The organism is Pseudoxanthomonas sp. F11 (assembly GCF_037046485.1).
Classification (GTDB): Bacteria; Pseudomonadota; Gammaproteobacteria; order Xanthomonadales; family Xanthomonadaceae; genus Pseudoxanthomonas_A.
In genome coordinates, this window is the sequence record NZ_JBANLZ010000004.1 from 59778 (window position 1) to 71656 (window position 11879).

The window sequence follows — 11879 nt, forward strand, 5'->3', positions numbered from 1 at the left end:
CTCAGCCGACGGTCGTCGAGGCCGGCTTGCGCGCGATGAAGTCCACGCTGGTGATGCAGAGCTGTTCGGCAGGAATGTCCGCGAACTGGGGATGCACCGGCATGGCGGCCAGTTGCTTCATCCGCTCTTCGCGGGTGGTACGGGTGTCGAGATCGATGTCGAAGCCGTGCCGCCGCGCGCCATCGACGAACCAGTGCGCACGCAGGCGGTTCTGGTAGAGGAAGGCGTTGTTCCAGCGCTCCCATTCGCGGTCCGAATAGCGCAGGTAGTGCAACTGGTGGATGCTCCGGTCCACGTAGGCGTAGTGGTCGCCGCAGTTCACCGAATGGAACATGATGCCGTGCGGCGCAAGGATGCGCATCGCCTCGGCATACATCGCATCGATGACGTCCGGTGGCACGTGTTCCAGCACGCTGTTGGAGAACACCACGTCCACTTCGCCATCCGCCAGCGCCGTGCGGGTGGCGTCGGCCGGGGCGCGATAGTCGATCACGCCGCCGCTGGCCATGCCCAGGTCGGCGCCGGTGCGCAGGCGTTCGACCAGAACGCGGTGGCGCTGCTCGACCTCCGCCAGCGGCACGCCTGCCGCGGTGGCGATGCGCGGCAGGAAACGGCCAAGGACGTCCGCGCACTGCAGGGTCAGGTCCGTCCGTAGATGGGGGTTCAGGTCGTAGGTCGTCACGCGGCCCGCACCTGCCAGGTAGCAGGCGAACGGAAAGGTGGGATACCAGCCGGTGCCGATCTCGAAGGCGCGTACACCGGGCAGCGCGATGCCGGCATCACGCAAGTGGCCGACCATGATTTCCCAGTCGTCCACCTTGCTGGCCAGTTCGCCGTCGAAATCGCGCAGGCCGCCGAAGCGCCGCTGCAGGTGGAAATGCAGCGCATGCCCGCCGGGCAACGCGCCGAGAACCTTCTGGATGATGCCCTTGACCCGCCAATCCATGCCTTGATCCCTCGAAGTGCGACGCGGGCGCGCTTACGCGACCACGTCGGCCGGTTGCGCCGCCGGTGCCAGGCGCGCTTCCACCGTCTGCCGATGCACCAGCATCGTCGACAGCACGCCCATGAAGGCCTGGTTGTCGCCGAAGCCGGTCGCGCGCCCCTGCCGGCATTTCTCCACCAGGCGCCCCACCGCCGCGGCGTCGAAGTAGCCGGCCTCGCGGATTGCATCCGGCGACAGCAGATCGGCCACGTAGTCCAGCGGCTTGCCGTCGAAGAAGAAGCTCTGGCTGTCCGGCGCGCGATAGGGCTGCTTGGTCCGCTGCACGATGTCCGCAGGCAGCAGGCCCGCCAGCGCGCGCCGCAGCAAGTACTTCTCCGTCATGCCGCGGATCTTGAAGCTGGGCGGCAGGCGGTTGGCGAATTCGATGACGCGATGGTCCAGGTATGGGAAGCGACCCTCGATCGAGTTGGCCATCGCCACGCGGTCGCCCTGCGCGGAAAGCAGGTAGCCGGCCAGCAGCGACTTCGCTTCCACGTACTGGTCGCGGGCCAGGTCGCTCCAGCGCGCCATGTCCGCCGGCAGCGTCTGTTCGTAGGCATCCAGTGCATCCCAGCGCGTAGCGGTCGCACGCAGCTCCGGCGACAGGAAGGCGAGCGCGCGCTGCGACGTGGTCCAGCGCGGCACGTGCGCGAAGATCGGCCGGTGCAGGTGTTCCATGCCCTGGCCGAAGAAGGACTGCGCAAACGCCGGGTTGCTGACGGGCGAGTTCTGCAGGTAGCCGTACAGCTTCTGCAGCAGGCGCGGACGCATGCGAGAGTCGGGTTGGCGTGCCCAGAAGCGGCGGATCTTCGCTTCCTTGAACAGGTCGTAGCCGCCGAACACCTCGTCGGCGCCTTCGCCGGTCAGCACCACCTTGTAGCCGTGCCGGCGCACGCTGCCGGCCAGCAGCATCAGCGGGATCGGGCCGGTGCGCAGGACCGGCGTCTCGGTATGGCGGATCAGGCGCGGGAGCGCTTCGCCGATGTCGCGGCGCGTGCAGGTCAGGGTGGTGTGCTCGGTACCGAGGTGCCGCACCATCGCCTGCTGATGCACGCTCTCGTCGAACTCGCCGTCCTCGAACGCCACCGAGAACGTGCGTACCGGCGTATCGGTGAAGCCGCGGATCAGCGCGACGATGCCGGAGGAATCCAGGCCGCCGCTGAGGTACGCGCCCACCGGTACGTCCGCGCGCAGTTGCAGGCGCACGGCATCGACCAGCAGCTCGCGCAGCGTGTCCGTGGCCTGTTCCAGCGTCTGCGGATAGCGCGCGGGCGAGGTATCGCGCGCATCCGGGAACGTCCAGTCCCAGTAGCGGCGCAGGTGCTGACGCCCGTCGCGTTCCACCGACAGCACATGCCCCGGTGGCAGGCTCTGCACGCCCTGGTACAGCGTGTCCGGGTCGACCGGTGCCCAGTACGTCAGCGTCTGCATCAGCGCCTGCGGTTCCAGGTGGGCGCACTCGGGCAGCACGGCCAGCAGCGATTTCACCTCCGAGGCGAACCACAGGCGGCCACGCTGGCGCGTGTAGTACAGCGGACGAATGCCGGCACGGTCGCGCGCCAGTACGAGGCGCTGGCGCTCGCTGTCCCACAGGGCAATGGCGAACTGGCCGTTGAGGTGCTGGACGAAATCCTCGCCGTAGCGGTCGTACAGATGCACGATCACTTCGGTATCGGACTGGGTGTAGAACTGATGGCCCTTGGCTTCCAGCATCTGCCGCAGTTCGACGAAGTTGAAGATCTCGCCGTTGAAGACGGTCCACACCGTGCGGCGCGGGTTGTGGATGGGCTGGTCGCCGGTGGACAGGTCGATGATCGACAGTCGCGCATGCGCCAGGCCGATGCTGGGTGCGGCGTGGAAGCCGAAGCCGTCCGGCCCGCGATGCGCCAGTGGATGGATCATCCGCTCCAGCCAGGGCCGCGCCTCGGGGGAGACCACATTCGGACCCATGAAACCCGCGATTCCACACATGTATCGCTTCCCCTGTCCTTAGTAAGAATCGTCAGGCCGAGTCGGCCGCATACGCGGCGCGCGCCGGACCCGGGCTTTCGGCGAGCGCTTCTTCGCAGGCCCGCAGCGTGTCGCGTGCCACCTGCTCCCAGTCGCGCGAGAAGCGGCGCGCGAGTGCGGCCTCGTCCCAGTCCTGCGCCAGGGCTTTCGCCAGCGCGTCCGCCAGTGCGTCCGCGTCGCGCGCCGGGACCAGCAGGCCGCTGGCCGCGTCGACCACCTCGGGGATGCCGCCGACCGGCGTGGCCACCACGGGCCGGCCGCAGGCCAGCGCTTCCACCAGCACATTGGGATGGCCTTCGGAATAGCTGGGCAGCGTGACCAGGTCCGAGGCGACCATCCAGCGCGCGACCTCGGCCGGCGCCTGGCTGCCCGCCAGCTGCAACGGCAGCGCGGGTTCGGCGGCCAGGGTCGCGGCGAGTTCGGTGTACAGCGGGCCATCGCCGACGAACACCACCCGCGCCTGCGGCCGGGTGGCGGCCAGGCGACGCGTGGCGTGCAGCAGTTCGCGCAGGCCCTTCTCGGGTACCAGCCGGCCCACGTAGAGCACCACCTCGGCGTCCTGCGGCAGGCCCAGCGCCGCGCGCGCGGCCTGGCGGTCGCCGGGGTGGAACAGGGCGGCATCGCAGCCGTTGGGAATGGCGCGGATGCGTTCCGGGTCGGCGCCGTAGCGGTCGACAGCGACGCGTCCCAGATCCTCGCTGACCACCAGCAGGCGACGCGCGGCCTGCACCACCGGACGGGTCAGGCGACGGCTGACGGCATCGCGCACGCGCAGGTCGGAACCGCGCGCGCCGGCGACGAACGGCACGCCCGCCTCGCGCGCGGCGCGCAGGGCGCCATAGCCGTCGGGATACAGCCAGTAGGCCAGCACCACGTCGGGTGCGAATGCGCGGACGGGCCTGGACAGGGCGCGCGCGCACAGGTGGCCATTGAAGGGACGGCTGACTGCCGGCAATGCAGGGTAGGTGACGTAGTCCGCGTCGCACCCCGGCGCCACGGCGTCCTGTTCCGCGGGCCGGTACAGATAGCTGCGTGGCCGCGCCCAGCCAGGATAGGTGGCGATGGGACTGAGCACCTTCACCTGCGCCAGCCGCGACAGCTCGCGCACCGTCTGGTAGACCGGGCGTCCGCGATGGGGCTCCCCGGCGATCGGGAACTGGGAGGTGACGATCAGGATGCGCATGCGGGAGGGATGTGACGGGAAGGGGAGCGAAGCTGTCCGCCGTGTGGCGCGGTTGGCGTTGTAGGAGCCGAAGCATGCCGAGGCAGGGGGACAGGATGGGTCACGAAACGTCTACGCCCTCGCGGATGGTGGAACTGGATGCCCTGCGCGGCATCGCCGCCGTCGCCGTGCTGGGCTACCACTTCACAACGCGGTATCAGGAACAGATCGGCCATGTCGATGGCCCGCCAGCCAACCTGTGGATCGGCAACTACGGGGTGTACCTGTTCTTCCTGATCAGCGGATTCGTGATCTTCATGACGCTGGAGCGCACGCGCACGGCTGCGGATTTCGTGGTGTCGCGTTTCTCGCGGCTGTTTCCCGGCTACTGGGCGGCCCTGCTGATCACCAGTGCCGTCGTCTACAGCGTGGGCCTGCCGTTCCAGCGGCTGCCCGCCGGACAATGGTTGCTGAACTTCACCATGGTGCAGGAGATCCTGGGGGCCGAGCCCCTGGACGGCTCCTACTGGACGCTGCAGATCGAGCTGTTCTTCTACGTGCAGATGCTGTTCTGGTTCGTGGTGGGGCAGTTGCGGCGCATCCACTGGATCATCGGCGGCTGGCTGGCGCTGGCCGTCGTGGAAGGACTGTGCGAGAAGCACCACTGGCACTTCTCCTACTGGGTGCGCGAACTGATGATCCTGCGTTACATCCCGTTCTTCGCCCTCGGCATCCTGTTCTACCGCTTGCACCGCTACCCGGCGGAGTGGAGACTGAACCTGACGATGCTGCTGTGCGCGCTGCTGGCCATCGCCGTCGGCGAGCGCCCGATCTTCCTGCCGGTGGCGCTGGTGTGCTGCGCGATCTTCGCATTGTTCGTGCGTGGGCACCTGAAGTTCCTCGACTCGCGCTTCTTCGTGTTCCTGGGATCGATCTCCTACGCGCTGTACCTGGTGCACCAGGCGATCGGTTTCGTGGTGATCCACCATCTGGAGCGGCACGGCGTCCCGGCGTGGCTGGCATGCGGGATCGCTGCGCTGGCCGCGCTGGCGCTGGCCACGCTGCTCCACCTGATGATCGAGCGCCCCGCGATGCAGCGGATCCGCGATGCATGGAGGGCGTCGCGGATGCAGGCGCTGTCGCCGCGATGACATCCGTCAGCGACCCGCTCCGCCGGCCCCCCCCACGGCCGGGATCCGTACGGACCGGCGCGTCCGCGTTCGCGGCGCTGGACCTGCCCACCTGCGTCTTCGTGTGCGGATGCGCCGCCTCGTGCGGCGCGAGCGGAGCCGACGCGGGATGACGGTGGCCGGGCAGGGGGGCGCACGCGGGCTGGGCAGGATCGCTTCCTCGGCGGCGTACGGGATCGTGGGCGGGCTGCTGGGACGTGCCGTGGGCCTGGTCGGCACGCTGCTGATCGCGCGCCACCTGACGCCGGACATCGTGGCGGAAGTCACCGTGGCCACGGTGGTGGCGCTGACGGGCAACTGGATCGCGGCATGGGGATGCGGGCAGTACGTGGTGGTCCGTGGCGGGGAAGGGCAGGACGCCGTCTTCGCCGCCACCCTGGTCTACCTGCTGGCCGGCGCGGCGATGATCGCGCTGCTGTGGTGGGCCAGTCCCTGGCTCGCGTCGTGGATGCAAGCGCCACGGGTCGCCGATTACCTGCCCGGCGCCCTGCTCGGCATCGGCATCCGGCGCCTGGGGGCGATCCCCGACAAGCTGCTCGCCCGCGACATGCGCTTTGGCCGGATCGCGCTGGGCACTGCGCTGGGAGATGTCGTCTACGCCGGAGTGGCGGTATCGCTGGTCAGTACCACGTCGCTGGGAGGGCAGGCGATGATCATCGCCTTCATCGCGCAATCCTGCGTGATCGCGGCATCGACCCTCACGGCAGTACCCTGGCGCGACTGGTTGTGGCCGGTGCGCGTGACGAAGGCACGACTGCGCGACCTGCTGCGTTTCGGCGCACCGGTGACCGGCGAGATCGTGCTGAGCGAGGGCGCCCGCTACTGGGACAAGCCGTTGATGCTGAGGTTGCTGGGCGCGCATGATGCGGGCAGCTACGGCATGGCCTTCAATCTGGCGCAGTTGCCCGCGGTGTACGTGGGGGGGCATGTCGGCGCGGTGATGATGCCCGCCGTGGTCCGTGCGCGGCCGGACGAGCGACCGGCCCTGATGGTGCGCACGCTGGCGTTGGCCGCGCTGCTCCTGTTCCCGATGGCGGCTGGGCTCGCCGTCTGCGCGCCGACGCTGGTGGCGACCTTGTTGCCGGCCACGTGGAGTCAGGTGGCGCCCCTATTGAGCGTGCTGGCCATCGTCTCGCTGCCGGCGGCGGGCAGCTTCATCCTGTCCTCTTTCCTGGCAGCGCACGCGCGCAACCATCGCCTGATGTGGATCGAAGCGGCGACGGTGGTCTGCCTGGTGGGGATGCTGTGGGCGTTGTCGGGTGCGGGCGTGGTGGCCGCTTCGCTGGCGGTGGGCGTGGCGGCGCTGCTGCAATGGGGACTGACCGTGCAGGCCTGTCGCCAGGACGGCCTGCGCCTGCAGGGGCTGGTGCGACCGCTCCTGCGCATCGCGTCCGCATGTGGCGTGATGGTGCTCGCCGTGCTGGCGTGGCGGTACGCGATGGGCGACCGGCTTCAGGCCGGTCTGCGGCTGCCCGCGGAGATCGCGGTGGGGGTGGTTGTGTATGGTGGCGTCCTGTGGGCGGGCGCGCGCGATCTGGTCGTTGATGCGTTCGACGCCTTGGGGCTGTCGCGCTTCCTGCCGCAACGCGCGATCAGGGAAGGGGGATGACGTGATCGGATTCGATGCCATTGCACTGTTGCGCAGGCCTGCGGCGACCGAGCGCACACGGGTGCTGGACGAGGGACAGCAGTTCATCGAACTGCGCAGGACCGACCTTGACCGTCTGGTGGCGGCGTACCGGGCCAACGGGATGTCGGGGCGTCCGGAGCGCCTGCAGCGGCGCTTCGACCACGGCATGCGGTGTTTCGGCATCGACGAGCGCGGCGAGTTGATCGCATGGTTCTGGGCGCTGCACGGCGTGCCGCGGTACTTCGACGAACTGGCCTGGCAGATCCCCCTGTCGACCACGCAGGTCTGGCTGCGCGATGCGTTCGTCGTGCCCCGGCGGCGCGGCCGTCGCCTGCTGATCGCGATGATGGGCGCGGGCATCGACGTGGAAGCCACCCCGGCGGAGTACTTCTCCGACGTCAGCGTCTCCAACCTGCCCTCGTTGCGCGCGCACCGCTCGCTGGGGTTCGAGCGCTTCGCCACGGTCAGGTGCCTGCGTATCGGCGCCCGCGCGTTCTGGCGGAGCGTGCCGCCCGAGGGGCTGCCCACACCGACCGGACTCAGGCCGGAGGCGTCGCGGCTCGTGCTGTCGCCGGAGGAACTGGCCTGGCATCGCGCGCAGATGGCGTGAGCGCGCGGCGTCAGTCGTCGTGGCCCAGTCGGTAGGCGAGGGGGCGCAGCGGGCGGGCGGCCAGGATCGCCGCGCGATGGAGCGCACCGGCATGCAGGATGCCCGACACCATCGGTTGCCGATCCGGCAGCAGCTCCGCCAGGTAGGACGAGGCCTGTGACTGGCTGTCGAATACGCGCAGTGCCGGCCAGTGCGTGTCGAGCGCCTGCAGCAGGTGCCATTCGTTGAGCTTGCCGGGACTGCAGGCGGCGAACGCGGGATCCCAACCGGTCTTGAATCCCCCCAACACGCGCCCGCACAGCAGGTTGCTGCTGCTGGCGACCACCCGGTCGCCGCACAGCGTTTCCACGAAGACCAGATGGCCGCCGCCGGCAAGGCGCGCCGTCATTTCCAGGAAGAAGCCGCGTTCGGCGGCGGAGGCCTGCATCGAACTGCCGCCGGCTCCCTTCCAGCCGGCGTGCTCCAGCGCCAGGTGGCGTGCGGCGGCGTCGGCGTCGGCCTGCGCACCCTGCAGGATCCGCAGGCCGACCTCGCCGCGCTCCTGCAGGCGTCGCAGCCTGCGTCGCAGGTCCTTCGCCACGCCCGCACCTACCCGCGCGGCCGCCGGTACGTCGTCCGGGTGCCGGCGCAGCACCGGGCGCAGTGACGCGGCGGTCTGCATCCAGTGCAGGCCCGCGGCGCCCCGCAGCGCCTTCCACACGTCGCTGTCCGCGGCGACGCAGTGCCAGCGGATCGTGCGCTCCCGCCAGCTGCCGCGGCGCATCAGGCCGGCGATCGCCTCGGCGACCGCAGGGGCTTCGCCGCTGCGATGCAGGATGCCGGACTGGAAGGCGTGCGGATGCCGGTAGGCGCGCCAGTGGGGCAGTGGCACGAACAGGTCCGGGGCGCGTCGTTGCAGGCAGGTCAGCGCAAGCAGCTCGCCACCACGCTCCACGGTCAGCACCACCGGCGGATCGTCCGGCGTCAGCCAGCGCGCCGCGGCCTGCACCATGCCGGGCAGCAGGGCGGGGATGCCGGCAGGCGCATCGCACGCCAGCGACTCCCACGCGGCGATGTCGGAGGGCGCCAGTGCGTCCAGCGGGCGCAGGCGTGTCCGCAGCCCGTTCACGGCAGCGCGTCCTGGCCTCGTCGGCGCCGGAAAAGGTCGACGATGCGCGCACGCCAGCCCACCCGGTCGATGCTCAGCCACGCCATGCTGCCTTCGGCCATCGCCAGCGAGCGCTTGTACTCGGCCTGGCCGGCCATCAGCTCGTAGCGGTCGAAGCCATTGCCCAGGAATTCGTTGATGGCGGTGGCGACCAGCAGCAGGCCGGGGCTGCCGGTACGTCCCACTCGCCGGTAGTCGATCCCGGCCTGGTAGAAGTACGCGGTCCCGCGCCACACCAGATGGTAGAGGTAGCCGACCACGACGTCTCCGGCCTCCAGGCGCATCAGGTGCACACCGGCGTCCTGGGCGGAAGTCCGGATCAGCGCGCGGTGGAAGGCCACGATCCGCGGGTCGCCGAAGGCGCCTTTTTCGCCGGCGTCTTCGTCCCAGTGGGCCTGGTGCAGGCGGACCAGGGCATCGAAGAAGGCCAGCCGTTCGTCGGTGCCCATCGCGACCGCGCAGGCCAGCGGTCCGCACGTGTCCACGAGACGCCGCGCGGTGCGGCGCAGGTGCGCACGGGTACGGCTGCCCGGGACGGCGACGACATAGTCGTTGCCATCGTGGCGCAGGCCCGCCAGGTCCACGTAGGGGGTGGGCCTGCGATTCACCTGCAGGCGCAGGCGGGGGGAACGGATCCGTTCCAGCGGAATGTCGTCCATGTCGATGCCGGGCAGATAGAGCGTCAGCCAGTGGCGCTCGTGCGTCTCGAAATGGGCGATGCAGGCGGCCAGGGCATCGTGCTCGCGTCCGGCGACCGACAGCAGGCCGTTGAACTCGATGGTGATGCTGTCCAGCGTGCGGTCGCCCACTTCGTGCAGGCGCACATGCTTGAGGCCCAGCGCGAAGCCGCGCCGTTGTTCGACGACGATGCCCAGCGCGATCGGTTGCCCGTCTTCGCTGACCGTCAGCAGGCGCGCGCGCGCGCGCGGGCACAGCGTGGCCAGCCAGGTGCCGATCCAGATCCAGCTCTGGAAGAAGCTGCAACGGCTGCGTGCCTCCAGCGCGCGCCAGCGCGCTTCCAGCACGTCCATGGCGGGCAGGTGCTCGACCCGCACGTCATGCCGTGTCGTGGGCGCGTCGTTCTCAGCCGAACGTCGCATCCAGTCCCTTCTCCACGCCGGTGCGGGGCGTCCAGCCCAAGTCCGTGCGCGCGGCGGTGGTGTCGAAGTTGGCCAGCGGGCGCAGCGAGCGCACGCGGTAACGCGTCAGCGGCACGTCGCGGCGCAGGACCTTGCCCAGCTGCTCCACGCCGAAGCCCAGCAGCATGAACATCCAGCGCGGCACACGCACGACCTTGATCTCGTCGCCCAGTTTGCGACGGCAGCGCGCCAGGTAGTCCTGTTGCGTGATGCGCGAGGTGTCCACCACGTTGAACACGCGCTGCGCGGGCAGCGGCGCCTCGGCGGCGCACAGCAGCGCATCCACCACGTCGTCCACGTAGACCAGCGGCAGCGCCTGCGCGCCGTCGCCCACCGCGACCCAGCGGCCGGCCAGCCCGATCACGCCGTTGGGCGTGACCTTCTCCGCGCCCGGACCGAAGATCTGGCCCGGGCGCACGATGACGGCGGGCAGGCCATGCGAGGCCACCGCATCCAGCACGCTGCGCTCGGCCGATAGCTTGGTCTGGGTGTAGGCGCCGCGCCACTCGGGATGCGGCTCCAGCGGCGAGGATTCGGTCATCACCGCACCCGGATCGCGGCCGGCGTGATCGAACACGCTCATCGAACTGACGTAGACCAGGCGCGCCGTCGATTCGGCCACGCACGCCTCGATCATGTTGCGCGTGCCCCAGACGGTGCCGGCTTCGAAATCGCGAGGACCGCCACGCATCGCGGCACCCACGTGGTAGACCAGCGGCACGCCCTTCACCGCGTGGCGGACGATGCGCGGATCGCCCAGGTCGCCCACCACGGTCTGGATACCGGCATCGTCCGCGTAGGCGGCCACCGGGCGGCGTACCAGCACGCGCACGGTCTTGCCCTGTTCGCGCAGGCGCGCCACCACCCGCCTGCCGAGGAAGCCGGCGGCACCGGTCACCAGCACGTCGGCCGGCGGCAGGTCGACGTAGCGCGACTCCAGCAGCGCGACGCGCTCGGCATCCGGTGCGGCGCACGCCGGCTCCAGCAGGCGCGCGATGCGCAGCGCATCCTCGCCGGTGAACGGGGGCGAGGCGTTGTCGCGGACCGCCTTGGCGAACTCGATCGCGCCGCGGCGGATGCCGGGCGAAGGCTTGAGCATGCCGGTGGCGAAGCGCACCACGTTCCACGGTACGCGGAACACGTCCTTCACCGCGCTGAAGAACGCGTTGGCGACGATGCCGATGAACTTCGGGCCCGGCAGCACGCGATGGATGCGGCAGGTCTGCAGGAAGCGGTCCACTTCGATCGTGCCGCGCGTGCCGCGGACGAACACGCGGTTCTCCATCGGGCGTGCATTCCACGACAGCAGCAGGCGGCCCACGCCGTCGCGGGCCTGCGCGTGCGCCTGCCATTCGTCGAAGTGCAGGTTCGGATCGGTGCCGCGGGCCTGGTAGTCCACGCGCAGGTCCCGCACCGGGCCGAGGAAGGCCTCGATGGTATAGAGGCCATGCACGCCCAGGTCGCGGAACGGGTAGGAGCCCTGGGTGACCGAAGCCGGCAGCGGTCCGCCGGCGTAGGGTGGGTACTCCGAATTGCGCACGATCTCCACCGAGACCACATCGCCGATGCGTCCATCGCGCACGGCCTGCAGTGCCTGCATCAGGACGGGGTCGAAAAGGTCGGAGTGGTTGACGCCGAGCTGGACCTTGCGAGTGCGCGCTGCGGCGATCATGGCCTCGCAGTCCTCGGTGGTATCGGCCATCGGCTTTTCGACCAGCACGTGGCAGCCCATCTCCATCGCCTGCAGCGCGATGGCGGCATGGAAGGCGGGCGGCGTCAGTACGTAGACGGCCTGCGGTTGCAGGTCGGTCAGCTCGTCCAGGCGCGCGGCGACGCGCTTGACGCCGAAGCGATCGGCCAGCGCTTGCGCGGCAGACAGCTGCGGATCGCAGATGCCGACCACGTCGACGAAATCCAACTGCTTTAGCGCGGCCAGGTGATGGGTGGCGACATACCCGGCGCCGACGAGGGCGACGCGCAGGCGGGTGGAGGCGGGTGGGGTCATG

Annotated in this window: 9 protein-coding genes; 3 read left to right on the forward strand and 6 right to left on the reverse strand. The window is 69.9% G+C overall.

The genetic code is table 11. The features are described 5' to 3' along the window. Nucleotide 1: 1 nt before the first annotated feature. Genes V8246_RS13090 through V8246_RS13100 form a run of 3 tightly spaced genes read right to left on the reverse strand, consistent with a single transcriptional unit; the run spans nucleotide 2 to nucleotide 4178 of the window. Complete coding sequence (locus V8246_RS13090) at nucleotides 2–946, reverse strand: class I SAM-dependent methyltransferase (protein ID WP_336189587.1); 945 nt, start codon at nucleotides 944–946, stop codon at nucleotides 2–4. Nucleotides 947–979: 33 nt separating this feature from the next. Next, nucleotides 980–2956, reverse strand: a complete 1977-nt coding sequence (asnB, locus tag V8246_RS13095) for an asparagine synthase (glutamine-hydrolyzing) (RefSeq protein WP_336189588.1) — start codon at nucleotides 2954–2956, stop codon at nucleotides 980–982. Between the two features lie 31 nt (nucleotides 2957–2987). Further along, nucleotides 2988–4178: a glycosyltransferase gene (locus V8246_RS13100; RefSeq protein WP_336189589.1), complete on the reverse strand. Its 1191-nt coding sequence runs from the start codon at nucleotides 4176–4178 to the stop codon at nucleotides 2988–2990. 95 nt (nucleotides 4179–4273) lie between these two features. Here V8246_RS13100 and V8246_RS13105 point away from each other — a divergent pair, with 95 nt between their 5' ends. The 3 genes from V8246_RS13105 (at nucleotide 4274) to V8246_RS13115 (ending at nucleotide 7587) form a co-directional block, all read left to right on the forward strand. Continuing rightward, the gene (locus tag V8246_RS13105; RefSeq protein WP_336189590.1) at nucleotides 4274–5308 is read left to right on the forward strand and encodes an acyltransferase; all 1035 of its coding nucleotides are present in this window, start codon (nucleotides 4274–4276) and stop codon (nucleotides 5306–5308) included. A 148-nt stretch (nucleotides 5309–5456) separates the two neighbouring features. Next, nucleotides 5457–6956 carry an oligosaccharide flippase family protein gene (locus tag V8246_RS13110; protein ID WP_336189591.1) on the forward strand — a complete coding sequence of 500 codons (1500 nt, stop codon included), beginning with the start codon at nucleotides 5457–5459 and terminating at the stop codon, nucleotides 6954–6956. A 1-nt stretch (nucleotide 6957) separates the two neighbouring features. Next, nucleotides 6958–7587 carry a hypothetical protein gene (locus V8246_RS13115; protein ID WP_336189593.1) on the forward strand — a complete coding sequence of 210 codons (630 nt, stop codon included), beginning with the start codon at nucleotides 6958–6960 and terminating at the stop codon, nucleotides 7585–7587. Between the two features lie 10 nt (nucleotides 7588–7597). Here V8246_RS13115 and V8246_RS13120 read toward each other — a convergent pair whose 3' ends face one another. From V8246_RS13120 to V8246_RS13130, 3 genes are read right to left on the reverse strand one after another with little or no spacing between them, the layout of a single operon-like run. Continuing rightward, nucleotides 7598–8695: a GNAT family N-acetyltransferase gene (locus tag V8246_RS13120; protein WP_336189594.1), complete on the reverse strand. Its 1098-nt coding sequence runs from the start codon at nucleotides 8693–8695 to the stop codon at nucleotides 7598–7600. Further along, nucleotides 8692–9834, reverse strand: coding sequence for a GNAT family N-acetyltransferase (locus V8246_RS13125; RefSeq protein WP_336189595.1), 1143 nt, complete (start codon nucleotides 9832–9834; stop codon nucleotides 8692–8694). The genes V8246_RS13120 and V8246_RS13125 overlap by 4 nt, the downstream gene beginning before the upstream one ends. Beyond that, nucleotides 9818–11878, reverse strand: a complete 2061-nt coding sequence (locus V8246_RS13130) for an NAD-dependent epimerase/dehydratase family protein (RefSeq protein ID WP_336189597.1) — start codon at nucleotides 11876–11878, stop codon at nucleotides 9818–9820. The genes V8246_RS13125 and V8246_RS13130 overlap by 17 nt, the downstream gene beginning before the upstream one ends. Between the last annotated feature and the right edge of the window lies 1 nt (nucleotide 11879).